This window comes from Actinacidiphila sp. bgisy160, assembly GCF_965342435.1.
In the GTDB taxonomy this organism is placed as follows: Bacteria; Actinomycetota; Actinomycetes; order Streptomycetales; family Streptomycetaceae; genus Actinacidiphila.
The window spans coordinates 1-25,387 of record NZ_CBDRCM010000030.1 but is presented as its reverse complement, the minus strand read 5'-3'; the positions used below and the strand labels follow the sequence as shown (position 1 = coordinate 25,387).

At 68.7% G+C, this 25,387-nt stretch carries 25 protein-coding genes and 3 pseudogenes; 18 read left to right on the top strand and 10 right to left on the bottom strand.

The window, feature by feature from the left end:
• The first annotated feature begins 60 nt into the window (after positions 1-60).
• From ACRWNP_RS22715 to ACRWNP_RS22675, 9 genes are all read left to right on the top strand, one after another.
• Positions 61-327: a metal-sensitive transcriptional regulator gene (locus ACRWNP_RS22715; RefSeq protein ID WP_431964170.1), complete on the top strand. Its 267-nt coding sequence runs from the start codon at positions 61-63 to the stop codon at positions 325-327.
• A 1,588-nt stretch (positions 328-1,915) separates the two neighbouring features.
• Positions 1,916-2,263, top strand: coding sequence for a gas vesicle protein (locus tag ACRWNP_RS22710; protein ID WP_431964168.1), 348 nt, complete (start codon positions 1,916-1,918; stop codon positions 2,261-2,263).
• A gap of 49 nt (positions 2,264-2,312) precedes the next feature.
• Complete coding sequence (locus ACRWNP_RS22705) at positions 2,313-2,771, top strand: gas vesicle structural protein GvpA (RefSeq protein ID WP_431964166.1); 459 nt, start codon at positions 2,313-2,315, stop codon at positions 2,769-2,771.
• Positions 2,772-2,788: 17 nt separating this feature from the next.
• Positions 2,789-3,523: a GvpL/GvpF family gas vesicle protein gene (locus ACRWNP_RS22700; RefSeq protein WP_431964164.1), complete on the top strand. Its 735-nt coding sequence runs from the start codon at positions 2,789-2,791 to the stop codon at positions 3,521-3,523.
• 1 nt (position 3,524) lies between these two features.
• The gene (locus tag ACRWNP_RS22695; protein WP_431964162.1) at positions 3,525-3,770 is read left to right on the top strand and encodes a gas vesicle protein GvpG; all 246 of its coding nucleotides are present in this window, start codon (positions 3,525-3,527) and stop codon (positions 3,768-3,770) included.
• On the top strand, positions 3,767-4,186 hold the full coding sequence (locus ACRWNP_RS22690; RefSeq protein WP_431964160.1) for a gas vesicle protein: 420 nt from the start codon (positions 3,767-3,769) through the stop codon (positions 4,184-4,186). Before ACRWNP_RS22695 ends, ACRWNP_RS22690 begins: the two co-directional genes overlap by 4 nt.
• Complete coding sequence (locus ACRWNP_RS22685) at positions 4,183-5,004, top strand: GvpL/GvpF family gas vesicle protein (RefSeq protein ID WP_431964158.1); 822 nt, start codon at positions 4,183-4,185, stop codon at positions 5,002-5,004. Before ACRWNP_RS22690 ends, ACRWNP_RS22685 begins: the two co-directional genes overlap by 4 nt.
• Positions 4,991-5,221 carry a gas vesicle protein gene (locus tag ACRWNP_RS22680; RefSeq protein ID WP_431964156.1) on the top strand — a complete coding sequence of 77 codons (231 nt, stop codon included), beginning with the start codon at positions 4,991-4,993 and terminating at the stop codon, positions 5,219-5,221. The genes ACRWNP_RS22685 and ACRWNP_RS22680 overlap by 14 nt, the downstream gene beginning before the upstream one ends.
• On the top strand, positions 5,218-5,496 hold the full coding sequence (locus ACRWNP_RS22675) for a gas vesicle protein K (RefSeq protein WP_431964154.1): 279 nt from the start codon (positions 5,218-5,220) through the stop codon (positions 5,494-5,496). The genes ACRWNP_RS22680 and ACRWNP_RS22675 overlap by 4 nt, the downstream gene beginning before the upstream one ends.
• Positions 5,497-5,836: 340 nt before the next feature.
• On the opposite strand, the gene ACRWNP_RS22670 is transcribed toward ACRWNP_RS22675, so the two are convergent.
• Complete coding sequence (locus ACRWNP_RS22670) at positions 5,837-6,952, bottom strand: serine hydrolase domain-containing protein (protein ID WP_431964152.1); 1,116 nt, start codon at positions 6,950-6,952, stop codon at positions 5,837-5,839.
• Positions 6,953-7,241: 289 nt separating this feature from the next.
• Between ACRWNP_RS22670 and ACRWNP_RS22665 the strand changes: the two genes are divergently transcribed.
• Positions 7,242-8,123, top strand: a complete 882-nt coding sequence (locus ACRWNP_RS22665; protein WP_431964150.1) for an AraC family transcriptional regulator — start codon at positions 7,242-7,244, stop codon at positions 8,121-8,123.
• Between the two features lie 107 nt (positions 8,124-8,230).
• Here ACRWNP_RS22665 and ACRWNP_RS22660 read toward each other — a convergent pair whose 3' ends face one another.
• The 7 genes and pseudogenes from ACRWNP_RS22660 to ACRWNP_RS22630 all read right to left on the bottom strand — a co-directional run.
• Positions 8,231-8,584, bottom strand: coding sequence for a multicopper oxidase domain-containing protein (locus ACRWNP_RS22660; RefSeq protein WP_431964148.1), 354 nt, complete (start codon positions 8,582-8,584; stop codon positions 8,231-8,233).
• Between the two features lie 452 nt (positions 8,585-9,036).
• Positions 9,037-10,674, bottom strand: coding sequence for a multicopper oxidase family protein (locus ACRWNP_RS22655; protein WP_431964146.1), 1,638 nt, complete (start codon positions 10,672-10,674; stop codon positions 9,037-9,039).
• Between the two features lie 181 nt (positions 10,675-10,855).
• The gene (locus ACRWNP_RS22650) at positions 10,856-11,023 is read right to left on the bottom strand and encodes a PadR family transcriptional regulator (protein ID WP_431964144.1); all 168 of its coding nucleotides are present in this window, start codon (positions 11,021-11,023) and stop codon (positions 10,856-10,858) included.
• Positions 11,024-11,456: 433 nt separating this feature from the next.
• Positions 11,457-12,701, bottom strand: coding sequence for a DUF418 domain-containing protein (locus ACRWNP_RS22645; protein WP_431964290.1), 1,245 nt, complete (start codon positions 12,699-12,701; stop codon positions 11,457-11,459).
• A gap of 195 nt (positions 12,702-12,896) precedes the next feature.
• Positions 12,897-13,190, bottom strand: a pseudogene (locus ACRWNP_RS22640) (hypothetical protein); the annotation flags it as partial.
• A gap of 463 nt (positions 13,191-13,653) precedes the next feature.
• A complete protein-coding gene (locus ACRWNP_RS22635; protein ID WP_431964142.1) occupies positions 13,654-14,451 on the bottom strand; it encodes a maleylpyruvate isomerase family mycothiol-dependent enzyme in 798 nt (265 codons plus the stop codon).
• 168 nt (positions 14,452-14,619) lie between these two features.
• Positions 14,620-14,943 (bottom strand): annotated as a pseudogene (locus ACRWNP_RS22630) (transposase); the annotation flags it as partial.
• A 154-nt stretch (positions 14,944-15,097) separates the two neighbouring features.
• On the opposite strand from ACRWNP_RS22630, the gene ACRWNP_RS22625 reads away from it, so the two are divergent.
• Complete coding sequence (locus ACRWNP_RS22625) at positions 15,098-15,256, top strand: hypothetical protein (protein ID WP_431964140.1); 159 nt, start codon at positions 15,098-15,100, stop codon at positions 15,254-15,256.
• Between the two features lie 83 nt (positions 15,257-15,339).
• Here ACRWNP_RS22625 and ACRWNP_RS22620 read toward each other — a convergent pair whose 3' ends face one another.
• Positions 15,340-16,023 (bottom strand): Fic family protein, encoded by a 684-nt coding sequence (locus ACRWNP_RS22620; protein WP_431964138.1) that lies wholly within the window; start codon positions 16,021-16,023, stop codon positions 15,340-15,342.
• 311 nt (positions 16,024-16,334) lie between these two features.
• Here ACRWNP_RS22620 and ACRWNP_RS22615 point away from each other — a divergent pair, with 311 nt between their 5' ends.
• Entirely contained in the window at positions 16,335-16,634 is a 300-nt protein-coding gene (locus ACRWNP_RS22615; protein ID WP_431964136.1) for a replication-relaxation family protein, read from the top strand.
• A 49-nt stretch (positions 16,635-16,683) separates the two neighbouring features.
• Here ACRWNP_RS22615 and ACRWNP_RS22610 read toward each other — a convergent pair whose 3' ends face one another.
• Complete coding sequence (locus ACRWNP_RS22610; protein WP_431964134.1) at positions 16,684-17,739, bottom strand: LacI family DNA-binding transcriptional regulator; 1,056 nt, start codon at positions 17,737-17,739, stop codon at positions 16,684-16,686.
• A 288-nt stretch (positions 17,740-18,027) separates the two neighbouring features.
• Between ACRWNP_RS22610 and ACRWNP_RS22605 the strand changes: the two genes are divergently transcribed.
• The 6 genes and pseudogenes from ACRWNP_RS22605 to ACRWNP_RS22580 all read left to right on the top strand — a co-directional run.
• Complete coding sequence (locus ACRWNP_RS22605) at positions 18,028-19,533, top strand: alpha-N-arabinofuranosidase (RefSeq protein WP_431964132.1); 1,506 nt, start codon at positions 18,028-18,030, stop codon at positions 19,531-19,533.
• A gap of 59 nt (positions 19,534-19,592) precedes the next feature.
• Complete coding sequence (locus tag ACRWNP_RS22600) at positions 19,593-20,948, top strand: ABC transporter substrate-binding protein (protein ID WP_431964130.1); 1,356 nt, start codon at positions 19,593-19,595, stop codon at positions 20,946-20,948.
• A gap of 121 nt (positions 20,949-21,069) precedes the next feature.
• A complete protein-coding gene (locus tag ACRWNP_RS22595) occupies positions 21,070-21,924 on the top strand; it encodes a carbohydrate ABC transporter permease (RefSeq protein ID WP_431964128.1) in 855 nt (284 codons plus the stop codon).
• Positions 21,921-22,829: a carbohydrate ABC transporter permease gene (locus ACRWNP_RS22590; protein WP_431964126.1), complete on the top strand. Its 909-nt coding sequence runs from the start codon at positions 21,921-21,923 to the stop codon at positions 22,827-22,829. Before ACRWNP_RS22595 ends, ACRWNP_RS22590 begins: the two co-directional genes overlap by 4 nt.
• A gap of 199 nt (positions 22,830-23,028) precedes the next feature.
• Positions 23,029-23,994 (top strand): hypothetical protein, encoded by a 966-nt coding sequence (locus ACRWNP_RS22585; protein WP_431964124.1) that lies wholly within the window; start codon positions 23,029-23,031, stop codon positions 23,992-23,994.
• 1,000 nt (positions 23,995-24,994) lie between these two features.
• Positions 24,995-25,387, top strand: a pseudogene (locus tag ACRWNP_RS22580) (TOMM precursor leader peptide-binding protein); the annotation flags it as partial.

Sequence of the window (25,387 nt, the reverse complement as noted above, 5' to 3'; positions counted from 1 at the left end):
GCCTCTGGTGGGCATACCCATCGGGGTATGATGAGCCGTTGCTCGTGAAGGAGGCATCCGATGCAGGTGGACCAGGAAGCGACAGCCGCGGTGCTCAACCGCTTGCGCCGGGCTCAAGGACAGCTGGCCGGGGTGATCGCCATGATCGAGGCCGGCCGGGACTGCAAGGATGTCGTCACGCAGCTCGCCGCGGTCTCCCGTGCCCTGGACCGGGCCGGCTTCAAGATCGTGGCCAGCGGCATGCGCCAGTGCATGGCCGCCGCGGACGATCAGGCGCCCCCCATGAGCGAGCAGGAACTGGAGAAGCTCTTCCTCGCCCTGGCGTGACCCGGGGGCCGCTCACGGCTCCGGCTCGATGTCCAAATCGGGTGGCGCGCACAGCGTGTCGTGGATGGCTCTGTGAAGCCACGGCCACAAGCGCGGCCCGCCGTTGTGCAGGAACTCCGGGTGATCGTGACCCGGATGCTCGCGATGCGGGCCGGGCGGCTGGTGGACATGGAGCAGTCGCTGCGGAGGGACTGCCCCTGCGGTCCAGGCAAGACGTTCGAGGTGTCGGCCTGCGGAGAAGCCGCCGCGGTGGTCACAAAGGCGACAAGGCTCCGTCGGAGAGGTCGCGCTGTCACACGCGGTCTGTGTCAGGGGATGCCGGGTGACGGCGCGAGGATGTGCCTGATCTCGCCGTCAATGCTGCGCATGACGCCGGCCACTGCAATGGTGCCGTGGGTCTTGGTGATGTTTCTCGCCCGGGGACGACGCGGTCGACACGCCCGGCGGGACGGTCAACCACCTACTTCACGTCTGCTTCACGGCGGCCCTGTTGCTGGGCTGGGCTGGGCTGGTTCGCAGAAATCCAGATCGGCGCCCTCGCCTTACGTCCTGGACGCGCTGGCGCTTTGCCATAGCCGCCACGTCGACACTGACGTCGCCCGGCTCCGCGCCAGCGGCTTCGACGTTCGCGACCTCGACGTGCCCGCCTGCCCATTCGAGCGGCACGACCTCAGCAGGCTCGGCCGGTCCCGGAGCGGTGGCCTGCTGAGCGTCGGTTCGAGTGTGGCTTCCCGGTCGGGTGATCTCCCGGTCGGGTATGCGTGACAGCAGGGTCTCCTGTGGAACTCGTGGTTGTCGAGACCAACGAGCGCCAGGAGGCCCTGTTGTCGCAGTAGTACGCCCCCGCGTCGGCCGGGTCCGACTCGGCTCCTTGGTCGTGTGATTGTCTCGCGCGTGTCTACGGCAACGGTGCGGCGTTATCGGTGGGACCTGACGGACACTGATCGGGCAGTGGTGCAGGACGTGCTGCCGGTGCCGGGTTGGCTGGAGGGTCGGGGCGGCCGGCCAAAGGGTTACCGCCGCCGGCAGGTTGACCTTGCCCGCAGCGTGCTGCGGATCGCCCCGACCGTGGTCAGAAGCAGCGACGACACCAGCGGATTCATCGTGCTGCCCAAAAGGTGGCTGGGGGAGCGCAGGTTCGCGTGGCTGATGGGCGCCCGCCGCCTGACTTGGAGGCGCGCACCGACAGTGCGGAGGCGGTGATCTACTGGTCGATGAGCATCCCCGGCCTCGTGTCGGTCAGCCAGCTCCGCGCGACCAGACGACACCATGTCTGACCAGTGGAAGCGCAGCAATCAGCTACGGAAAGGCAACGGCTTCCCAGTCGCCAGGTCATCTGGCCGGGCGAACTGACGTGGTGGCGCAGCTGTCCGGAAGATGCCGGCTGAAGGCGGGCGCAAGGCCACTTGAGGAGCTCGCCCGCCAGGTTTCTGCAGCCCGGTGTCGAGCGGGAGACGGTTGGCGATGTGCTGCTGGTGCTGCACTTGAACGGTGAGAACGCCGTGAACCGCGGGCGCGTTCCCACAGTGATCGCCGGATCGGCCGCTTTGAGGATGCGTGCAGGGGGTGGCCCGGTGACGCTGGTGTCATGCCGGAGGAACGCCGCACTCGTACCAGTACAGCCATCAAGGGCGCGCGCGCCGGCGGTAGCTCAGGGGACGCCGATCGGGAAGCGGTCCCAGAGGTCGGGCCTGAGAAGGCCGCCCGCACCGCCTGCGACTGGCTGCAGAGCTTCATCGTCCATCGCATCGAAAGCGTGTGCGCCGTGCGGCGCACCGAAGACGGTTGGTGCGTCGCCGTCGATGTGCTGGAAGTGCCTCGCATCCCCGATACGACCAGCCTGCTGGCCACATACGAGGTGGAACTCGACGGAGCCGGGCGGCCTGCCGAGTACCGCAGGGTCTGCCGCTACCACAGAGGCACCGCCAACCACTGAACAGCCTGCCGGCGCCCACCGGAAGCCTGCCGAGAGGACCACCTGGACCATGGCCACGACCACCACTTACTCCAGCAGTGAGGTCGTGTACGTACCGCGTGCCGGGACGCTGTACGACACGCTCGAACTCATCCTGGACCGCGGCATGGTCATCGACGTCTTCGTCCGGGTCTCCTTGGTCGGCATCGAGATCCTGAAGATAGACGCGCGCATCGTGGTCGCCAGCGTGGACACGTATTTGAAGTTCGCCGAGGCGTGCAACCGACTGGACCTGGAGGCTACCTCGCGTAGCACCACAATCCCCGAGTTGCTGGGCGGGTCGGCAGCCAAGGCCATGGGGAAACGCAAGGTGAAAAAGACCATTGAGTCGGTGGGCGAGAAACTGCGCGACGTCGTCGGCGGCTCCGATGAGAGCGACGAGGAAGGCGAGCCGGAGGCGCGGCCGCGGCGCCGCACCGCCCCGGCGAAGACCGAGAAGGGACGCCGCAGGCGGGAGAGTGAGCAGTGACCGCGCCTGGGCCATACGTGTACGGCATCATCGCCTTCGACCACCCTCTGCCGGCGGAATTGCGTGGGGTGGGCACACCGCCTGCAGCCCCGGAATTGCTGCCCGTGGGCGAGACCGCGGCCGTGATCAGTGCCGCACCCGTCCCTCTGCGTGCGCGGCGGCGGGACTTGTTGGCCCACCAGGAAGTGCTGCTCACGCTGGCCATCGACGGACCGGTGCTGCCGATGCGCTTCGGAATGCTGGCTCCGAACGCCGAGTCGCTCCACGAGCAACTGGAAGCCGGCCAGGAGCAGAATCTCCGCGCGCTCGAACGGCTGAGGGACCGCGTGGAAATGAACGTCAAGGCACTGCCCGCCACCGGCGCGCTCGCAGCGCTGGTCGCCGAGGAACCCCGGATTCGGCAGTTGCGTGAGGACGCACACCGCTGCCCGGGGTATGAGGCGAGCGTGCGCCTGGGCGAGGCGGTGGTCCGCACCCTGGCGCACCGAGCGGTTGACGCCGCAAAGGAGATCGTGCCGGAACTAGCGGCGCTGGCAGTCGCCCGCTCTCACGGGCCGCAGGTCGCCGGCACCGTCATGAACACATCGTTCCTTGTCGCCCGGCAGGACATCCCGGCCTTCCGGGCGACTGCCGACCACCTGTCCGTCAGGTACCAGGGCCGGGTCGAGCTGCGCGTGGCCGGGCCGCTGCCCTGCTACAGCTTCACCGAGCCCGAGGGCGCCACTGCCGCCGCAGCAGGGACAGGGGCCTGACATGGGGTTGCTCACCGCACTGCTCAGCGCGCCGCTGGCCCCCGTCAAAGGGGTGGTCTGGGTCGCCGACCAGCTTGCCGAAGCCGCCGACCGCGAGGTCAACGACCCGGCAGTGATCCGCGCCCAACTGGCCGCGCTGAACCAGGCGCTGGAGGACGGCGAGATCGACCTGGCTCGTTTCGAGCGGGAAGAGGACCGGCTGCTCGACCGGCTGGAAGCGAGCACGGGCCCGGGGGTGACCCAGTGACCGAGGTCGACTACCGGCGAGCCGGCCCGCTCCCCGGCCCCTCCACCAGCAATCTCGCCGACATCCTGGAGCGCGTGCTGGACAAGGGCATCGTCATCGCCGGCGACATCAAAATCGACCTTTTGGACATCGAGCTGCTCACCATCCGGCTTCGCTTGTTCGTCGCTTCCGTCGACACCGCGAAGAAGGCAGGCATCGACTGGTGGGAGACCGATCCAGCGCTCTCCTCCCGCGCCGCGCGCCAAGAGTTGACAGAGGAGAACCGGCGACTGCGCGAGCAACTCGCTGCACCCCAGTCCTCGCGGGACGCCGGGGGGCCTGGGGACGGTACGGCCGCCCCGGAAGCGAACGAAGACATCGAGCAGGGCCGGCCGAGCGAACGAGCCCGACGAGCCGAGGAGCGACCGGTGCCATGACGCAGCCCGTCCCCGCAGTGCCGCCCGCCACGGCGGCGGCCTACGTCTTCGCCGTCTGCCGCCACGTGGACGAGGATGTCCTCTCCAGGTTGCCGGGGATCACCACCGCCCCCGTGCGGGCGCTGCCATTCGAGCAGTTGCACGCCGTCGTACAAGAGGTGCCGGTGGCCGAAGCCGACGGCCGCTCCTGGACCGAGCGACTATCCGACCCCCATGAGCTGGAGCGATGCGCCCGCGCCCACCACGAGGTGGTGACGGCCGTCGCCGCCCACGGGCCTGCTGCGCCGATGGCACTGGCGACTCTCTACAGCAGCGAGGAACGCGCCCGGCAGGCACTCAGCGCCGACGTGGCACGCTTCCACGCTGTGCTGGACCGCGTCGAAGGCCGGGCCGAGTGGGGCGTCAAGGTGTATGCATCAGCAGCGACAGACGCGGACCGCACCGCCGTCCCTACTCGAGTGCCGACCGGGTCGCCGACGTCCGGTGCCGGACGCGCCTACCTTGAGCGGGTGCGAGGTACACACCGGGCACGAGAAGAAGGCCGGCGCGCCGCGCTGCAAGCCGCCGAGGAAGCGGACGCCGTGCTCCGAGGCGTGGCCGCGGCGGCACGCCGGCTCAGGCTCCAGGACCAACAATCAACCGAACGCCACAGCGCCCAGGTCCTCAACGGCGCCTATCTGGTGGACGAGGGCCAGACGGCACGTTTCACGGAAGCGGTGATCACGCTGCGGCAGCGCACCGAAGCACTGATCGAACTGTCTGGCCCATGGGTGCCCTATTCCTTCGCAGGAGAGGACGGTGCTCATGGCGATCGCTGAACCCGTCCCGTGGCAGGAACCCGAGCCCCTTGAAGGGCCGATCGGTGTACCACTGGTGGATCTGCTGGACCGGCTCCTGGCCACGGGAGTGGTGATCAGCGGGGACGTGGTGATCGCCATTGCTGACGTGCCGCTGGTACGACTGTCGCTGCACGCCCTCCTGTCATCCGTGAACGAGAGGGTTCCCGCTCCCTGGGCGGACTTGGGGTCACTATGACGGGCTCCCGAGTCGATGTGGACCCCGACACCGTCGGACGCGACCTGCTGGCCTTGGTGCTGACCGTCGTCGAGCTGCTCCGACAACTGATGGAACGCCAGGCGATCCGCAGGGTGGAGCAGGGCGACCTGGACGATGAACAGGTCGAGCGCATCGGGCTGACGCTCATGATGCTGGAGCGGCGGATGACCGAGCTATGCGACCAGCACGGACTGCGGCCGGAGGACCTCAATCTGGATCTCGGGCCGCTGGGAACCCTGCTGCCGCGCAACTGACTCTCTACGGGACACAGCCAAGGGGGGACTTGATTCGCTTCGACGGACACATCGGACTTGATTCGCTTCGACGGACACATCGTGGTGGAGAGCAGGGCCTGGGGGAGAAGAAGCCGCGTCCTCGCCCCTCGTGCACTCCGGGCCTGTGCTAATGAACTTGGCCGCTGGAGCCACCGACGCGCCGCGGTCGGATTCACCTCGATGCCATCGCTCCAGGACAGACCTCCAGCCACGACAGGTAGCCGCCTTGCGGGAGGACCAGGACCTCGCCGGGGCAGTCGCCGGCTTCGGTGCAAAGCTGCGCATCGGCGGCCACGACGGTGCCGGCCCCCGTTGCCTGTCAGTGCAGTCCGCTGTAGGCGGCCATGATGATCTCCATGCCGCGGTTGTCCTCCTGCTGGTCCCGGTCGATCATCTGGTTCATGACATAGGCCACCGTCATGCGTGAGTCGGGATCGCTCGCGACCAGCGAGCCACCCCAGCCGCCCCAGCCGAAGGCGTTGCCGAACTTACCGAAACCCACCGTCCAGCACATCGGTGTCCCCAGCACGCGGTCCTCGCCGCGGAACACCTCCTGCCACGCGGGCTCGCAACCCTGGGGGGACAGCAGCCGCACGCCGTCGGCCGAACCCTGGTTCGCCAATACCGACTGAGCCAGGGCGACAGAGCGAGCGTTACCGAAGCCGTTTACCGCCGGGATCTGCGCACGGCGCCAGGCCACGGAGTTAGCGTCCTTGACCCGGATCGCCACACCGGTACTTTCCCGACGCGTGCCATCCGGTCCGAGTGGTGCGCTGGCAGCGTACTCGTCGGTCAGTGACGGCGGGGGGATGAGCGGTGCGAGGCGGTAGTCATGTTCGGTGGAGAGCCCGATATGGAAGTCCGCGCCCAGCGGTTTGGCCACCTCTTCGGCGAAGAGCTCGCCAAGACTGCGGCCGGTGATGCGGCGGACGATCTCACCCACAAGGAAGCCGAAGGTGAGCGCGTGATAGCCGACGGCCGTTCCCGGCTCCCATTCGGGCGCTTGCGCGGCCAGCCCTGCCGTCACGCGCTCCCAGTCGTAGAGCTCCTCGACCGTCCTCGGCCCGGACAGGTCCGGCAGCCCCGCCGTGTGCGACAGCACGTGCCGCACCAGCACGCTCTCCTTACCGGCCGCGGCGAACTCGGGCCAGTAGGCGGCGACCGGCGCAGACAGGTCGAGCTCGCCCCGGTCGGCCAGAATCAGCGCGCACAGGGCGGTCATGTTCTTGCTCGTCGAGTTCACGCCGACGATGGTGTCGCGCTCCCAGCTGACGGAACGGTCCGCATCGGCGTACCCGCCCCAGATATCGACCACCGGCTCGCCGTCAATGTAGACGGCCGCTGAGGCACCCACGTCGTCCTTGCGAAGCAAAGCTGCAAGGGCCGCCCGGACTGCGTCAAACCGCGGCGCGCAAAACCCCTTAACATCAGTCATGGCGTAAGCCTCAGGTAACGCCATGGCTTCCTGCCCGACAATTCCCGCACTGGTTTTGTCGGGTGGGGCGCGATCAAATCTTCTTTGCTCCAGCAGGGCGGCCTGATGGCCGCGCGGTCGGGCGACGGCCCGGTCGGCGCCTCAGACCGCAGAGCCGATGACCGTCAAGGCGCCGCGCGCGGCGAGCGACTCCGGCTTGGGCTCAGGTGTTGGCCGCTGTGGCTCCTGCGGCTGTTTGGCAGGGTGGGCGTTCCTACAGTGGAGACGCGAGAAGGAAGGACGGACAGGCGTGCTGGAGCGGCTGAATCAGGCGCTGGACCACCTGGAGGCCTGCCTCGACCGGGAGGTCGACATGGCCGAGGTAGCCGGGATCGCCGCGGTGTCGGAGTACCACTTCCGGCGGCTGTTCTCCGCGCTCGCCGGGATGTCGCTCCCGGTCTACGTGCGGCGGCGGCGAATGACGCTCGCCGGGGCCGAGGTGCTGGCTGGGGACCTGAAGCTGCTCGATGTCGCGGTGCGGTACGGGTACAGCTCGGGCGAGGCGTTCGCCCGGGCATTCCGATCGGTGCACGGCATCGGGCCGGGCGAGGCCCGGCGTACGGGTGCGGTGCTCACGGCACAGCCGCGCATGTCCTTCCGTGTCGTCGTCGAAGGGAGTACGACCATGCGCTACCGGATCGTGGAGAAGGAGTCGTTTCGGGTCGTCGGCAAGAAGGCCCGGCTCCCGCTCGTACGCGAGGGGGTCAACGCGGCCGCCGTGGCGCATATGGAAAGCCTGGATAAGCGAGCGATCGTACGGATGAAGGAGCTGGTCGGCCAGGAGCCGGACGGGATCCTGTCGGCGGTGGTGTATCTGACCGACAGCCGGGAGGAGGGTGCCGAGGCGGACTACTGGATCGGCGTCGTGACCGGTCCCGAGGTGGCCGCCGAGGAGCTCGACGCCCTCGACGTGTCGGCCGGGACCTGGGCGGTTTTCGACAACCACGGGCCCTATCCGAGCGGCCTCCAGGAGCTGTGGCGAGACGTGTTCACGCAGTGGTTTCCCTCGAACCCGTACACGAGCCGGACAGGTCCAGAGCTCCTGCGGACGCAGCCGGTGGAGATCGGTGCGGAGACCGACTCCCAGCTGTGGATCCCGGTCGAGCGGGGCAGCGGCAGCGCCGGGGCGTGAACACCGGTACCTGGACGTGGCCCTCCATGCGGAAGCCCGCCGACGGCCTACGGACGAAGAACAGATGCAACTCACAGCAGGTCGTACGCGCGGGGTGGGACTTCGGCTCAATGCAGACGGCCCCACCTGCCCCCCCTGGTCAGATCGCTGCCCGCCGCCAGGTGGGTGTGATAGAAGCGAAAGTCGGCAGGCCCGGCGACGAACGACAACCGCCGCATCCCGTGGGCCGGGATGAACGCGGTGCCCTCCTCGGGGGACCCGTCGATCGTCGCCGGCACCCGCTGGCCGTGCCAGTGCAACTGCTCGGGCGTGCCCGTGTCGTTGTGGACGTCGATCGTGACCGGGTGGCCCTTGGTGAACCGCAGCAACGGGCCGGGAAACTGCACCTCGCACAGCTGTGCGGCAGTCTCTTCCTGCTGATCGTCGGCGCGGGCGCCTACTCCCTCGATGCCCACCTGCACCGCCGCGCCATCCTCTCCACCGGCGGGACCGAACCGGGCCCGGACTGACAGCCCGCATCGGCGCAGATGGACGGCACGCCGACGTCATCAGCACTGGAGATTGCTGCGAATCCGGCGGATCTCCGTGATCAGCCATGGGGTGCGTGCGCCTGATCGAGGCCTGCGCGAAGATCGTGGGCGAGGGTGACGGAGTTGCCGATCTGCATCGTCGGCAGGCGGCGCCCCACATCGACAGGCAGCCGTAGACGAGGGAGGACGGCGGCGAACCGTCCCCGTCGAGAAAGGCACTCGGCGCTCGCCCTCGCCAACGCGAGGCAACACGAAGGGCATGGCGAGGACTCGATCAGGAACTGCCCGGCACGATCAGCCGGATGGTCGCCATGAAGGGGTGGGGTGTCGTCGAGTTCCGCACGACGCGTCAGTCGCCGTCGGTGACGTGGCTTCTGCTGCCCCTACTTCCGGTAGCCGAGGATCGTCATCATGCCGGATTCCGAGTGGTACTGGTTGTGGCAGTGGAGCATCCACAGGCCGGGGTTGTCGGCGTCGAAGTCGACCACCAGCTCGCGGTGGGGCAGCAGGGGCGCCGTGTCCTTGCGAGCCCCGACGCCGGCGGTGCCGGCGAGGGCGAAGGTGTGCCCGTGCAGGTGCAGGGGATGCCACATGTTCGTCCTGTTGACCAGGGTCAGCCGGACCCGTTCGCGCCAGTGGACCGGATGGCGTTGTTCGACGGAGTAGGGCTGGTTGTCGAAGGCCCAGTTGAACCTGCGCATGTTCCCGGTCACCAGGATCCGCAGCTCGCGGTCCGGTTCGCGCCGGGACAGGGCCACGGAATCAGCGGGCTGCAGACGGCCGGCCAGGATCACCCGCCCGTCCAGCTCCGGCGGGCGCACGGCGGCGTTCGGCGCTTTCCCGCTGCCGGTGCGCAAAACGGCCAGCGCCGTGGCCTTCTTGCCCTCGGCGAGCGCGACGAGCGGGAACACCCCGTCCCCGGCGGTCACCAGTACGTCATACCGCTCGGCCATCCCGACCAGCAGCGCATCGGTCTTCGTGTGCCTCACCGGGTAGCCGTCAGTGTGGGTCACGGTCATCTGGTGGCCTCCGAGCGCCACCCGGAAGGCGGTGTCGCTGCCGGCGTTGATGATCCGCAGCCGGATACGGTCCCCGCGGCGCGCCCGGAACACCGACGGCGCCTGCGGGATACGCCCGTTGACCAGGTAGTAGGGGTAGGCGACATTGCCGCCGTGACCACCCAGCAGGGGGCTGTCCGCCTCCCTCAGGACACGGGAGGGACCTTGGAACCTCCCCAGGGCTGAAACGTGCAGCCCGTCGGGCGACATGCCGTGGCCGAAGGTGTCGGAGCCTGCCCCCCGGCCCGCTCCCAAGGGCATATCCATGCCACCGCCCAGTTCCCTCAGCACGCTGTCCGGGGTGGAGCCCTCGACCCCGTCGACCCAGTCGTCCAGGACGATGATCCACTCCCTGTCGTAGGCGAGGGGCTCCCTTGGGTCCTCCACGATCAGCGGGGCATACAGGCCCCGGTCCAGCTGCATGCCCGAGTGGGAATGAATCCAGTACGTGCCCGGGTCCGCGACAGTGAACCGGTACCTGAAGTCCGCCCCCGGCTCGATCGCGCGCTGGGTCAGGCCCGGCACGCCGTCCATGTCGCAGCGCAGCCGAATGCCGTGCGAGTGCAGCGTCGTCGCCTCGGGCAGGCGGTTGGCCAGGGTGAGGTCCAGGATCTCGCCCGCGATGACCCGGACCGCCTTGCCGGGCAAGGTATCGCCGTATGCCCAGGACCTGACGGCCGGGCCACCCAGATCCAGGCTCGTCGCGCCGGCGACCAGCCTCACCTGCCGCACCCGGCCCGCCCCGCGTTTCCTCTCGGCAGCGATGACCTCGGGATCGGACGGGTTGACATACCCGGCAGGCCCCCGCGGAGCGAAGGAGACGGCAGTCGGCCCACGGGAGTCCGCACGGGAACCCGAACCTGCCGTGACCCCGAACGGGTCGCCGAGCCCGGCGGGCCAGACACCCGAGCCGAGAGCCGCGATCGAGGCACCGAGCACAGTTCGACGCGCATATTCAGCCATGGCCGAATAACACCCTTTTATGCCGCTATGTGCCGGTAACCGCTACGGCATGCCCGCTCAGGAAATTCGTTCGGCACCCGACCGGACCACTCCACCCGCGGCGGTGATGACCCGGAGGCAGCGCCACAGGCGGGAGTAGCCGTGACGGCGTCACACCCACCGCCCCCAAAGCCACCAGCGTTCAGAGTGCGTCATCGCCGAGGACTTCACGGGCCGGCTCCTTGAGCGCTGCCCGGTCTTCCGCGAGGGCCTGCCAGCCGGCCTCGGTCGCCCGGTACACCCGCCGCGCGCGGCCGTCGGCTACTTGCCGCTCGGAGACCAGCAGTCCATCCGCCTCCAGCCGGTGCAACGTCGGATACGATCTCCCCCTCGGCCGCGTGGTGCAGGATGTGCAGCCGCACCGCGCCCCGCTGGAACTCCCGCACTGCAGCCCGCCTCCGATAGTGACGAACCCGCGATCCTACGCCCACACCGGACTTTCGTCCGATGCGCAGATGTCGTGAGGGGATGTCGGATACCGGTATCTGAGCGCGAGCCTGTCATGGACAGCGAGCACAGGCCCGGCTGCGCGGCCGATTGGCGCCCGTCCGCCCCGAGGCTGGGCGGTCCTGGCCATCGAGCCGTTGCTCCCCTCAACGCGATTCCGAGCCTGACCGGGGCCACTTCGGTGGTGGCTATGGCTGGAGTCCTCGCTGGTGGAGTCCTGGCGATGGGAGGATGCGTGCTGATAGCGGTCGCGGCGCGTCGAACCACCGGCCGGTCAGGAGCACCGCTGCAGTCGGCTATCTGATGCAGCGCGCCAAGGTGGTCGCGGCATGCAGGAGATATTCCAATGGCCCGCGCCGGAAGACCCGTGTCCAAGCCCAAGCCAGCAGCATGGCGGCCGCAGCGAGGCCGAGCAGCGCCGGAAGGGCAGCGGAATCGGGCAGTTCGTCGAGGCTGAGGGCCTTGATGGCGAGGATGTGGCCGACGTAGGCGGTCAGGGAGATCGACCCGACCGCGATGAGCGGCGTGACCACCCACCGCAGGCGCCTGGAGCGGTCCGTGGCGGCCAGGCAGGCGGCTACGACCAAGAGGGCGACGCCGGTGTTGCCCAGGATGGAGAACGTCGTCTGGCTGTGCGGGGCGGCCACCAGCAGCCAGTACCCGGTTGTCGTCTCGGGTTCGCCGACCGTGTCGGACCACCACGCGGAGGCGGACGACCCGCCATCGGCGGCCGCCCCCACCATCGCAAGTGCCCTCGGGACCAGATGCAGGGCCAGCCACGATCCACCGTACCCGGCCACGGCCAGGCCACCACCGGCCAGAGCGAGCCGGGAACGCACACGGGGTCGGTTCAGGTCGAGCCGGGCCACGGCCATGCCGGCGATGATGAACGGCAGCCAGGTCAGCACCGGGTATTCGCCGGTGACGAACAACTCCACCAGGCCGTCCGTGCCGGTGAGCCGGGCCAGCGGATCGCGTGCGATGACAGCATCGGCCCAGCTTCCGTACTCAGCCGAGGCGCGGAGCACATACAAGACCACGGGCATCACAACCGCGGCCGCCGCAGCGATGAACGCCAGCGTGCGGGCCCGCAGCCGGTACAGCGGCAGGGCGAGAACGAACATCAGCCCATAGAACGACAAGATCACATCGACCGAGGTGTCCACAGCGGTCAGGGCGTACCCCAGGGCGATCAAGGCAGCGGCCCGGACCAGCACCCGCCCTACCGCCTGCCGTCCCGCGCGCCCGGTCCGCGGCTCGGGCCGGCCGGTGAGGATGATCAGTGTGAACCCGGCCAGCAGCGCGAACAACGCGGCCGAGCGGCCCCGCGCCAACTCCAGCACTCCGCCCAGCGGCTCGCCCACCGTCGGGTCGGGGCCGACGTGCACCGCATACATGCCCAGCATCGCCAGGCCGCGGGCCAGGTCCAGACCCACCAGCCGGCCCACCGGCACGGGCCGCACGAAGGGGAAGCGCCCCGCCACTGTGCGTGCCGGTGCCGGTGCCGGTACCGACGCTCGCGCCGGCGTTACGTTGACCATGTACTCAAGGCTCCCGGAACCAGCCCGGGACGATCCATCCGACAAGTGTCCGGACCGCGCCCGCCGACTGGCCCGCACCCCCATGACCTGCCCCAACTCGGCGCCAGGTGTCTGGCAGGGCACCCCGGCGCGGTACACGTCGGACAACCGTCCGATGGTGAGGAACAGGCCGTGACGACGCATGGCTCGCTTGACCGTCTTGACTGTGTCGACCTGGCCCTCGAGACTGCCGGAGCTCGATTCGAGGGTGAGGCCCGCGGTCACCGCGTCCAGGTCCTGGCGGAGGAACCCGGCGAACTTGGCGACCGGGGCAACGTCGGATTGTTCAGCCGGGCGGATCCAGGCGGGCGGCAGCCGGCCTCGGCGCTTGCGGGCCAGGTCCGTGAAGGCCCGGGCGAGGTCGCATGCCCGCGCGATGTCCGGGCAAGCGAGGCGAGCTTGGTCGAGTTGCTCGATCTCTCTGGTGCTGAGGCGGTCGTGGTTGCGCATGATCCATGCGGTGATCCGGCGCGGGCTCGGGATTTCCGCTGTTGGGGCCGGGGCCGTGCCGGCTTGCAGGGGGTTCGAAGGCAGGCGGTGAGTGTCGAGTAGCCTCCGCGAAATCCGCGCTCGCGGATCTGCTGGAAGAGGGCCCGGCCGCTGGTGATGCCTGCTGCGTACTGCTGCTGCAGGTACGGCTTGAAGGCGTCCAGCTGCTCGGGGCGAGGTTCTTGGGCGCTGTCGAGGAGGTGTTCGAGACTGGTGCCGCGGTATCGGCGAACCGTCTTTCGGTCGAGGCCGAGGCGGCGGGCGATGTCGCGGGTGGCCGGCCGCGACCATGCGCGTGACTTCGGCGTGGTGGTGAAGAACGCGCTGCACGATGCGAGTGGGCGGCAGCGCGTCGATCAGCGGCATCCTGGCGAAGAGTCGTGTCCTGCCGGCTCGAGGCGCGGCCAACCGTCCCCGCTACGTCCTACTCCTCCGGCTCCCAAGCGCGGAGCAGGTCGAGCAGCCCTGCGTCTCCGTCGACGTGCAAGGAATCGGCGGGGATACGGTCATACAAGTAGAGGACCAACTCACTCGCCGTGCCATGGATGGAAGCGCCGGCTGCGTCCGAGTCCTCGCCAGTCGCGGCAGTGGGCGCGGGGATGCGGGTGGAGCGTGCGCCGTCGCCGTCGACCGTGAGGCGCCAGGAGCGGCCCTCGGCGGTGTGGAAGTCGAAGGCCGTGGGCTTGTGCGGCCAGGCGCTGGGCGTCGCGACGCAGGTGAACAGGAACTCCTCGACACCGTCGAGTGCGACCTCGGCCGACAGCGGCTGCGGGGCGCCCGCGGCGAGTTGGGCGTCGTAGGTGTGCACCGCGCTCTCCTGGACCCGGTGCCGGGCAACTCCGCCAGAGGACCGCGGCGTCTGCAGGGCACTCCACCACGCCCAGCAGCCGGCGTCCGGTCCTGCCTCGCGCAGGGCGCTCAGCAAAAGCTGCGTCGACGCGGCCAGCCAGGCCAGCAGGGCCTCACGCTCCCGCGGCACTTCCAGAGCGGCGCGCGCGGCGGTGGCCTCGGCCGGGGGAGCGCCGGCAGGCCCCGCGCCGACGATGGCGGCCCAGTAACGGTCTCCCCCACCCAGGTGCTTCACCAAATCGAACAGCGTCCACCCGGGGCAGGTCGGCACCTGTGCGTCCAGACTGGGCGCGGCGGCGACCGCGGTGCGGAAGGCGGTCGACCGTTCATCGATCAGTCGCAGCAGGTCAGGGAACTCGAGATTCGTTATCACGCCTGATATCTATCACCGTGCTCCGGTGATCGTAGAGCGATTCACACAGTCGCCGCCGAAACGTCCAGTCTATCCCGGCTCTCCGGGGGCGTTACGCACCTTGCCAAGGCCGTGGGTGGCATGAGGGGGTGTGTCAAGATCAACGGCTGATCTTGGTTGTTGAGGTTGTCAGCGACCGCCCGGGGTGAGTCGGCTTTCGAACTCGATCTGCAAGGCGTTCCATGGTGCCTTCCAGCGTATGGTTCACCACTTGCGGCCCTTGCCGGCCGGGTCCAGCGACATCAGGGCCATGCAGACGCACTTCATCGCGGCGGCCCCGTTCGGGAAGTGCCCGCGGGCGCGGACGGCCTTGGCGATCCGCGCGGTCACGCTCTCGCTCGCGTTCGCGTTCGCGTCCGCGTTCGGTGCGGTGTAGACCGGCTTGAGCGCCTTGGCGATTTTGTCCCAGTCCTGGCCAGCCGCGTAACGGAAACTGTTCCTCAGCAGGTGAAGTGTGGCGAGGTGGCGGGTGCGGTCTTTTCGCGAACCGTTCGTCTCCGGTTGTGAACCCCGCCGCGCGGTGTCAGCGTGATCGTTTTTTCGGTGATCCGTCGGGGCAGCTGCTGTCGGACCGTGCCTGGGCGCCAACGGCGGTGGCTCGTACGGAGTGGGCAGGAGCGTCATCAGCCAGGACCTCGGTGCCCTCACCACGGCCAAGGAGGCTGTGGCGCTGGCCGTGCACCACCTGCCTCCCGGTCCCGCTCCAGTCGCGCGCTCGGCGGATGAACCTGCCCAGCGCCTGATCCGTGCGCCACGGCTGCAGTAGCCCACCACTGCGCGGCGGCTTCGCCGGGAGCTTCCACGCATCAACAGGTAGGGAAGTGATCGGTGGGGCGGGTTCCCGGCGGTTCAGCCGGTGGTGGTGTAGGGGTCGGTGAGGGTCATGGGGGTGGCGGAGATGTCCAGTGCCTGTCGTGGGAATCGGTCGCCGGCGGTGTAGTAGCGGGCTCGGGTGCGGCCGACGGGGGTGAGGACCTGGGCGGTGACCAGGTCGCGAAGGTCGCGCTGGGCCTGTTGCAGGCTGAGGCCTTCGGCGCTTTCGTAGCGGGAGCGGCGAACTCGTCCGGACATGGCGACGTCGTGGAGGGCGATGATGGTGCGCTCGTCGAGGCCGGCGTGCCGGGCGAAGCCGACGAGTGCTTCCCAGACTTTTCCGGCCCGGGTCAGCCGGCCCTGCACGGTCTGGGCCTGCTGGTGATAGGCGGTCAGGTTGAAGCGGATCCAGCCGGCGACGTCCTGGTCGGGCAGGTACTGGGTGCCGCGGCGGGCGAGTTCCCGGTGGTACTCCCAGGTATTGCCCGGCCGCCCGAGCCATGCCTCGATGGACGAGAACTCCGGAGCCAGGACGCCTTCCCGCGCGATCACCAGGGTTTGCAGCGAGCGGGACATCCGGCCGTTGCCGTCGGCCCATGGGTGGATGGACACCAGATGCAGGTGCGCCATGGCGGCCCGGACCAGGGAGTGGGTGGCGTCGTCGGTGTTGAGCCAGTCGACCAGTTCCTGCAGCGGCCGCCAGCGAACTCGGCGGTCCACCGAAGGGGATGGGGGGCACCGCCCGGGAGGCGGCGAAAGCCGGGGCCGCGCACGCGCTGAAAGTGACCGCCACCATCGACGCGTTCTCCCAGTCACCTCCGCAGCCCACCCACCCCGTCTCCCGCCGCAGCCCTCGCCTCGCTGAGGAATCCAGGCCCGTAGCCGGCACCGGACCAGCCTCTGCCGGCGGCGCCGCCGAACGCGCCGGGCCTGCCTCCGGCACCGGGCCCGCCCCGACGGTCCGGCCGGGGCCACGACGGCTGCCTGCCCGGCCTCGCGGCCCGGGCACGCTGCGCGGCTGGACGGCGGAAGTGATCCTCCCGGTCACCGGAACCTTCACCGCGCCCGGCAGGGGCAGCCTGCGGGCCGACTTGGTACTGAGCGCGCCGCAGGGCCCGGTGCCGGTACGGTTCGTGGAGGTCGACAACCACACCGAACCGGCCGCCGTGCTGGCCGACGAGATCGCCCACTATCACCGCTTCTTCCAGCGCACCAGGAACGGCCACCGCGTAGATGACCAGGTCCCGCTGTGGTCGACACGGTGGGACGACTCCGGCCGCGGCGGCTGCGAGCGGCGTGCCAATGGACTGTTCGGCTGGCTGCGCGGCTGAACCCGCCGGGACAAGCCATGCGCTTCGCAGACACGCCGGACAGCACACATCAGGCCGAGGACGGCGCCGGCGGTCGCGGTGCAGAGGGTTTCGAGCTGGTGCTCTCCCGGATGATAAGCCGGTGTCCGGCCGTCACTTCGCGCACATCCGGGCGCCGTATTCCGCGTCGGCCGTGGATCTGCTGCTCCAGCATCTGCACGGAGACTCGGGCGATCTGTGCCTTGTCGGGTGCAACGGTGGTGAGCGTCGGGGTGCTGTACCGGCCATCCTCGATGTCGTCGAAGCCGGCGATGGCCACATCCTGGGGGATGCGCAGGCCGTGCGTGTGTGCGGTTCGCTGGGCGCCCAGGGCCAGAAGGTCGTTGAAGCAGAAGACCGCCTGCGGCGGTGTGTCCATGGCGAGCAGTTGCGCCATGATCTCAGCACCGTCGGAGCGGTGGTAGGAATCGGTCGGCGGAGCGAGGGTGTCGTCGTAGGGCAGGCCGGCTGCCATCAGCGCTTCCTTGTATCCGGCGAGCCGCAGGTGAGCGGTGTTCGCGCTGGGGTTGGTCTGGCGTCCGATCGCGGCGATGCGGGTGTGCCCCAAGGAGATCAGGTGCTCGGTCACCTCTCGAGCGGCTCGCTGGTTGTCGATGGCGACGTGGTGGGTGGGGCCGTCGATGACGCGTTCGCCGAGGAGTACAAGTGCGGTGGTGTCGGTACGTTCGGCCAGTTCGTCGGCTCCCACAGTGATGGGGCTGAAGATGAGACCGTCGATGCGCTGTTCGCGGATGCCTTGGAGAGCTTGGCGTTCGCGTTCCGGTTGCCCGTCGGTCTGTTCGATGATGGTGGTCCATCCCCGCTCGGTCGCCGCGTCGATGACGAAACGCGTCAGTTCCGCGAAGTACGGTGCGTCCAGTTCCGGCAGGGCGAGAGCGATGACGCCGGTGCGGCCCTGTCGCAGGTTCCGGGCGGAGAGGTTGGGGCGGTAGTCCAGTTCAGCCAGCGCTTGCTCGACCTTCTCCCGCGTCGGCGGCGCGACGTACGTGGAGCCGCTCACCACGTTCGACACGGTTTTGACCGAGACTCCGGCCAGGGCCGCGACGTCCTTGAGACTGGCTCCCACCAGATCACCTCCACTGCGCCGTGAAGGCGCTCTCGCTGGGGCGGCGAGGCCCACACTTCCACATGGGCGCCTCGGAGCAAGAACCACCCACCCTGGCTTGTGGTTCGCCACGATGCGGAAACGTATCCACCGAACACTTTACGACGCTGTTTCAACGATGTAATCCTACTGCCAACAGCGGTCGCCCCTGTGTCGCTGTTGCCGTCGCCCCCGTCGCTCGGCCCGCGCCGTCAAGGCGCGGCCGGCGCCGGTGGCTTCGGCTGTCGTCAGATCCCAGGAGCTTCCCGCATGGTCACTGCCCGTCTCACCCTCGACCCGGCCTTCAAGGTCGGCGGCATCGATCGCCGGCTGTTCGGCTCCTTCGTGGAACACATGGGCAGATGCGTCTACACCGGCATCTTCGAGCCCGGACACCCTGCCGCAGACGAGCAGGGATTCCGCAGCGACGTCCTCGAGCTGGTACGTGAGCTCGGCGTAACCGCCGTGCGCTATCCGGGCGGCAACTTCGTCTCCAACTACCGCTGGGAGGACGGGGTGGGACCCGTGTCCGAACGGCCCCGGCGGCTGGACCTCGCCTGGCGCAGCCTGGAGAGCAATGCCTTCGGCCTCAACGAGTTCATGGCGTGGGCCGCGAAGGCCGGGGTGGAACCGATGATGGCACTCAACCTGGGCACTCGCGGGGTGGCAGAGGCGCTGGACCTGCTGGAGTACAGCAACTACCCGGCGGGCACCGCGCTGTCCGACCTGCGCCGCTCCCACGGTGTGGCCGAGCCGCACGACGTACGCATGTGGTGCCTGGGCAATGAACTCGACGGGCCATGGCAGATGGGCCACAAGACGGCCCACGAGTACGGGCGGGTGGCGGCGGAGACCGCCCGCGCGATGAAGCGCTTCGATCCCGCACTCCAGCTCGTCGCCTGCGGCAGCTCCAACGCCTACATCGACACGTTCGCCTCCTGGGAGGCAACGGTGCTCGAGCACACCTACGAGTTCGTCGACTACATCTCTCTGCACGCCTACTACCAGCCCGAGGACGGCGACCTCGACTCGTTCCTGGCCAGCGGCGAGGAGATGGACCGCATGATCTCCTCGATCACGGCTACCGCCGACCACGTCGGGGCAAAGGTCCGCAGCGACAAGAAGATCAAGCTCTCCTTCGACGAGTGGAACGTCTGGTATCAGAGCCGTTTCGCCGGGGAGTCCTCCCTTCCGTGGCGAGAGGCGCCCGAACTGATCGAGGACGTCTACGACGTGACCGACGCGGTCGTGGTGGGAAGTCTGCTGATCACTCTGCTCAGGCACGCCGATCGCGTGGGAGCCGCCTGCCAGGCGCAGCTCGCGAACGTCATTGCCCCGATCATGACGCGCGCCCAGGGGCCGGCCTGGCGGCAGACGATCTTCCACCCCTTCGCCCGCACCGCGCGGCACGCCCGGGGCACGGTGCTGCGCGTGGAGCCCCAGTCCCCGATCGTGGACACGGCGAAGTACGGGGCCGTGCCCGCCCTGTGGGCCACCGCCACCCACGACGAGGAGAGCGGCGAGGTCGTGCTCTTCGCCGTGAACCGCAGCCGGCACGAGGACCTGACCCTCGCCGTCGATCTGCGGGCCTTCCCGCGGCACCGCGTCGCTGAGCACGTGCTCCTGCACGACGCCGATCCTTCGGCGAAGAACACCGAGGCCGCTCCCGACCGTGTGCGGCCGCGCGACGTGCACGGCACCAAGATCGACGACGGCAGGCTCAGCGCCGACTTGCCCCCCGTGAGCTGGACCATGATCCGCCTGACCGCCATCTGAGCGAAACCGACACTGCCGTCCACGGGTCCAACGGCGGGCCCGAATCCAAGGAGCAGACAATGCGCAGTACAACCTCGTCCACTTCTGCGTTCGCACGCAGAGGTTTCCTCGGCACGGCCGCCGGGGTGGCGGCCACCGGCCTCCTTACGGCGTGCGGCGGCGGAACGAAGGTCGGCGCCGGCCAGAACAAGGCCGGCAACGCCCCGACGTTCAGCGGCGGCGAATACAAGGGGCCCAAGGTCACGCTGGAGTACTGGAACGGCTTCACCGGCGGGGACGGCCCGCACATGCAGGCCATGCTGGCCGCGTTCAACAAGAAGTACGAGGGCCGCATCACCGTCAAGAACACCACCCGGCGCTGGGAGGACCTGTACCCCGCCCTGCCCACGGCCATCAGCGCAGGCAAGGGCCCGGACGTAGCCGTCATCCACAACGACCAGATCGCGACCTTCGCGGTACGCGGCACCCTCATGCCGCTCGACGACGTGGTGTCGGCCCTGGAACTGACCGAGTCGGACTTCATACCGGCGGTCTGGCAGGCCGGTGTCTTCGACGGCAAGCGCTACAGCGTCCCGCTCGACGTGCACTGCCTTGCCGACTACTGGAACAGTTCGCACCTGACCCGCGCGGGACTCGAGAAGGCCCCCGGTGACCGGGCCGGCTACGAGGGGGCGCTGAAGGAACTGAAGTCCGCAGGGGTCGACCATCCGTTCTGGATGCCGAACAAGTGGCCGGCCCACCTGATGTTCATGAGCCTGCTCTGGCAGTTCGGAGGCGAGCTGTACAACCAGGACGGCACTTCCGCTTTGTGGGGCTCGGAAGCGGGCGAGGAGGCGCTGGGCTGGATGGTGGAACAGATCCGAAAGGGCTACAGCCCGGCCCAGGTCGCGCAGGACTCCCAGTACAACGCCTTCAAGAACAACAAGGTCAGCTTCACGTGGGACGGTATCTGGCAGATCAATGACCTCAAGTCCACCGCTTCGAAGATCAAGTGGGACATGTCGGCGATCCCCACGATCGGTTCGACTCCCGCGGTGTGGACGGCCAGCCACAACTTCGTGCTGACGTCCCAGGCCGGCCGGGACGACAACAAGGTTCAGGCCGCCAAGTTCTTCATCGACTATATGAGCGAGCGCTCCACGGAGTGGGCGCAGGCCGGCATGATCCCCGCGCGCAACAGCGTGCGCGCCCAGGCGGAGGTGGCCCGGCTCCCCCAGACACCGCTTGCCGGCAATGTCGACGTCTTCCGCTTCCTCCCGGCGCTTCCCGGCCTCGGTGACGTGCAGAGCAAGGCCCTCGAACTGGCCGTCCAGAAGGCCGTCCTGGGGCATCAGTCGCCTGCCGACGCGCTCGCCGACGGAGTGAAGACGGCCAACAAGATCCTGGCCGAGAACAAGCAGAAGTACGCGAAGTGAGGCGATCCGGGTGCGACGGCTGAAATCCCTGCCGTCCAGCACGAGTGAACCGCGAGTCCCGGACCGCGCCGCGGTCCGGGCCGTCTCACGGTCCTACCAGTGGTGGACGCCCTATGTGTTCATGGCACCGTACCTGGTGCTCTTCCTCACCTTCGTGGTGGCCCCCATCGGCTTCGGACTGTGGATCAGCCTTCACGCCTGGGACATCAACCTGCCGGCCAAGCCCTTCGTGGGGCTGGACAACTACCGGGAGCTGTTCGACCCCGAGGGCGTCGACGCCCCCCGGTTCTGGCAGGCCATGCGCGCCACCGGTATCTTCACACTGCTGTCGACTCCCTTGCTGCTCATCGTGCCGCTCTTCACCGCCATGCTCATGAACGGCAGGTTCCGCGGACGCAACCTCTACCGGGCCGTCTACTTCGCGCCGTACGTGCTCGGCGTGGCCGTCGTCGGACTGCTGTGGCGGTTCCTGCTGGACGGCAACATCGGCCTGGTCAACCACTACCTGGGCGTGCTCGGGCTGCCGGACGACATCCAGTGGACTACCGACACGCCGGCCGCCTGGTGGGGGCTGGTGCTCGTGACCGTGTGGTGGACCCTCGGACTCAACTCCGTCATCTACCTCGCCGGTCTGCAGGACATCCCCGCGGAGTTGTACGAGTCCGCGAGGGTCGACGGGGCCAACGCCTGGCAACGCTTCCGGCACGTCACGCTGCCCGGCCTGCGACCGGTGGCCCTGTTCGTCGTGAACTCCACCTTGCTGGCCTCGGCCAACATGTTCGGCCAGTCATACATCATCACCGGCGGCGCACCGGCGGACGAGACCAAGACAGCCATCTTCCTCATCGCGGAGACCGGACTGCGCCGCTTCGAGATGGGGTCGGCCTCCGCCATGAGCTTCATCCTGGCCCTGGCTCTGATGGCCGCCAGCGCCGTCGTCTTCCGCGTCTTCCGGGAACGCCAGGAGGACCGATGACCACCAGTCAGACAGCAACGCGGCGGGCGGCGGACATCGAGTACCGCGCAGAGCGGCCCTCCGCGACAATGTCTCCCACGGCCCGGCGCATGCGCCGCTCCCTGCTCCACCTCGTCCTGGCGATCGTGGCGGCCCTGTACCTGAGTCCACTCCTGTACATGCTGGTCACCTCGTTCAAGACCGGCGAAGCCGCCGGGTCCACGGATCCCCAGTGGATCCCCTCCCCCTTCACCGTCCAGGCGTACAAGGAAGTCCTGGGCGCCACCGACAGCCCCGTCCTTCGATGGCTTTTCAACAGCGTCCTCGCCGCCACAGCACACGCCGCCCTGGTCCTGGTCACGGCGACCCCCGCCGCCTACGCACTCGCCCGGCTGCGGTTCAAAGGCCGAGGGGTGATCTTCACCTCGATCGTCGCCACCCTCTTCGTTCCGCCCATGGTCCTGCTCATCCCGAACTTCCTCATCGTCAACGAGCTCGCCTGGGTGGACAGCCTCCCCGCAGTTATCGTGCCAGGCGCAGCAAGCGCGTTCGGCGTGTTCTTCCTCCGCCAGTTCTTCCTCACCGTGCCTTTGGAGCTGGAAGAGGCGGCCGAACTCGACGGCTGCAACCGCTGGCAGATCTTCGTCAAGGTGGTTCTTCCCCTGTCCAAGCCGGCCCTCACCACCCTGGGCATGCTCGCCTTCCTCGCCAACTGGAACGACTTCCTCTGGCCCTTGTACGTGCTGCTCAGCCCCGAGTCGCTCACACTGCCCGCCGGGCTCGCCAACTTCCAGAGCGCGAACAGCATCCATTACGACGTGCTGATGGCGGGAGGGGTGATAGCGAGCGTCCCCGTCCTGCTGCTCTACATCGTTGCGCAACGCTGGGTCATCGAGGGCGTCTCCCGCTCCGGCCTCAAGGGATAGCTACGGCCCCGGTCCCTGCGCGCTGGGCCCTGAACCGTATGGTGCAGGGCGTCAGGCTTCTGCATCGCGTGCCTTGTGTGTCGGAGGGTCGGAGTTCGTGACCGTCACCGCTCGTCTTGTCGCCACCGTCGCCGCTCCCTTCGGCCCCGTGTCGGCGGACGCTCCGCAAATCTTGCACTGGCCGGGACGAAGGCTGTTGGTGCAGCGCGGGGACTTCGAGCTTGCCGTCCGCGACCTGGACCTGCAGGGGTCGGAGGTGCGCTTCCCCGCGCCCTGGCCTCGTCGGTTCGGCTCGGTGGCGGTCTCTCCCACGGGCGACGTCGCCGTGTTCGCCGGAGTGCACACGGTGCGGGCCGTCGACGCGACGGGCGCCACGCTGTGGGAGATCCGGCATGGTTGCTGGTCCGCAGCCGTGTGCACTCGGGCCCATGCATCGTTCCCGGAGTACGCCGACGACCACCACCACCGCCATGCGGACGGCGGTTCGGCGGCCTTCTCCAGCGACGGCACACTGCTCTGGGCCCACGTCCGCTCCCTCGAGGGCCACGACGGCACGGAGGAGTGGCTGGTCCTCGACCCTGTCGAGGGCAGAGTGCTGGCCCGGTCGGAGACGATGACCGTGGCATCGGGCTCTGTCCACTTCTCCCATACGAATCCGGCGTACATGGGGCTCACCGTCCTTGGGGGTGAGGAGGACTCGTGCGTGCTGTGGGGCCACTGGAACGGGGCGGAGCTCGCCTTCCAGCGGTTCGACGAGGAGGTCCTCCTCGCCGTGAGCCCGTCCGGCGACCACTTCCTGACCACGGATGCGGGACAGTGGTCCCTCTACCTGCACCGGGCGCAGGACGGCGGCGAATTGTGGCGTCTTGACGCCGACGGAGCCGTGCCACTTCCCTCGGGCGAGGGCGACGACCGCGTGTGCTGGGACTACGAGGCGGCGTTCCCGTACGACGACACCGCCGTGGTCGGCACCGAGTACCACACCGACGTGCCGCGCCACTGGCTTGTCGACCCCCGCACGAAGGCCTTGCGCGGCCCGGTCGCCTACCCGTTCCCCGTCTCCGGATCGCCCGGATCGCCCGGATCGGCCGGGCAGGGCGTCTGGTACACGGTCGCCAAGGACCGCACGTCCCTGCATCTGTGGTGCCTGCAGGGCGCGGCCTGAGGCGGAATCGGTTCCGCCGGTCAGAAGTTGCCTGGCCGGCACGGCCGTTGGTGACCCGGTCGCACTCGGCGGGGCCGCCGACCGGCACGTAGTCGGTATCCGCCGCACGCACGTAGGCCCGGCCCATGGTGACCGACTCAACCAGCGCGTGAGGCCGGTCCAGCCATGACCATCCCGTGCGGGACTTGACGGAGCCGTCCGAGGGCGCGATGCCTCGTTCCGGTAAGGGTGCGTCACCGGGATGCGACCGCTGCGCAAGACCGCTTCGTCCCGGCTCGTGTACCTCTGCCCTGACGGGCGACTGAAATCGCGGCGAAATACCGGGAAGCGGCGGGTTTCTTGTGCCGCTCCCGGGCCTTGTCGCTCACCGTTCGGGAAAGCGGACCGCCGGAGCGGAGAAAGTGCGGAATGTCGTTGACGGCGCCTTGGTGTACTCAGCCAGATGCGCACTGGGCAGTTCGCGAGCCTCCTCGTCTCCTGGCGTGTGCCGCCGTTCCCGGAGTATCGGCGAGTGGTCGCCACGCGAAGAAGTTTCGGCTGCCCGGGCACGGACACGCCACAGGGATTCCACAGGTCAACGTCGGGACGACCCCCGGTGGCGGGGCGCCCGGCGGCTGCCATGGTGCGAGGACCCGGGTCGAGGCCATTGACGTCCCATCCAGGAATGCTCCACACTTCCCCACGTGGACGCGGGTAGAACTGTCCCCGTGTCCCGAAGGCGCACACCATGGTCCGAAGGTGCACACCCTACGGGGGCGGCATGCGAACGGTTGGCGAAACGCGTCTCCTCGACATAAGACCCCGGCTGCGGAACGATGTTGTCTTCCTCCGCGTCGACACCGGGATCTACTTACGCAGTTCCGATACTTCATGCGTCCTCAAGGGCGCAGGCGCATATGAATGGATGTCGGCCCTCGGCCCCCGGATGAACGGCGCGTCCAGTGTCGCCGAGTTATGTGAGGGCCTGGACGAAAGTCGGCGCAGAACTGCTGTCGCATTGATGAAGGCCCTTCTCGACAAGGGATTCGCCCGCGACGTCCCGCAACCCGACGACAAGGTCCTGGATTCCGGGGCAGCGGAAATGTTCGCGCCGCAGGTCAATTTCATCGAGCACTTCATGCACGCGGACCAGCGGACACCGCAGGAGCTGTTCGCCCGGTTCCGCTCCTCACGCGTCCTGGTCAGCGGCCCGCCCGGGGACGTCCTTGCGGCGGCCGTCCGCGGCCTGCTGCGCAACGGCCTGGCCGAGGTCTTCGTGGACGACGCCTCCTGGGGGCGCGAGTTCGACGGCGAGATCGCCCGTCTCGCCGATGCCGGCACCCCGGCCAAGGTCGTCGTCCTGCCCCTGCCACCCGCGGACCTGGCCGCGTTCGACGTGGTCGTGGGGGGGGGG

What these genes read in the sequence shown, in the direction of transcription:
- ACRWNP_RS22645 (WP_431964290.1), bottom strand. Translation starts at nt 12,701, where the DNA reads ATGGTCAACGTAACGCCGGCGCGAGCGTCGGTACCGGCACCGGCACCG.
- ACRWNP_RS22675 (WP_431964154.1), top strand. Translation starts at nt 5,218, where the DNA reads ATGACGGGCTCCCGAGTCGATGTGGACCCCGACACCGTCGGACGCGAC.
- ACRWNP_RS22710 (WP_431964168.1), top strand. Translation starts at nt 1,916, where the DNA reads ATGCCGGAGGAACGCCGCACTCGTACCAGTACAGCCATCAAGGGCGCG.
- ACRWNP_RS22705 (WP_431964166.1), top strand. Translation starts at nt 2,313, where the DNA reads ATGGCCACGACCACCACTTACTCCAGCAGTGAGGTCGTGTACGTACCG.
- ACRWNP_RS22685 (WP_431964158.1), top strand. Translation starts at nt 4,183, where the DNA reads ATGACGCAGCCCGTCCCCGCAGTGCCGCCCGCCACGGCGGCGGCCTAC.
- ACRWNP_RS22655 (WP_431964146.1), bottom strand. Translation starts at nt 10,674, where the DNA reads ATGGCTGAATATGCGCGTCGAACTGTGCTCGGTGCCTCGATCGCGGCT.
- ACRWNP_RS22670 (WP_431964152.1), bottom strand. Translation starts at nt 6,952, where the DNA reads ATGACTGATGTTAAGGGGTTTTGCGCGCCGCGGTTTGACGCAGTCCGG.
- ACRWNP_RS22715 (WP_431964170.1), top strand. Translation starts at nt 61, where the DNA reads ATGCAGGTGGACCAGGAAGCGACAGCCGCGGTGCTCAACCGCTTGCGC.
- ACRWNP_RS22590 (WP_431964126.1), top strand. Translation starts at nt 21,921, where the DNA reads ATGACCACCAGTCAGACAGCAACGCGGCGGGCGGCGGACATCGAGTAC.
- ACRWNP_RS22605 (WP_431964132.1), top strand. Translation starts at nt 18,028, where the DNA reads ATGGTCACTGCCCGTCTCACCCTCGACCCGGCCTTCAAGGTCGGCGGC.
- ACRWNP_RS22695 (WP_431964162.1), top strand. Translation starts at nt 3,525, where the DNA reads ATGGGGTTGCTCACCGCACTGCTCAGCGCGCCGCTGGCCCCCGTCAAA.
- ACRWNP_RS22680 (WP_431964156.1), top strand. Translation starts at nt 4,991, where the DNA reads ATGGCGATCGCTGAACCCGTCCCGTGGCAGGAACCCGAGCCCCTTGAA.
- ACRWNP_RS22595 (WP_431964128.1), top strand. Translation starts at nt 21,070, where the DNA reads ATGGCACCGTACCTGGTGCTCTTCCTCACCTTCGTGGTGGCCCCCATC.
- ACRWNP_RS22600 (WP_431964130.1), top strand. Translation starts at nt 19,593, where the DNA reads ATGCGCAGTACAACCTCGTCCACTTCTGCGTTCGCACGCAGAGGTTTC.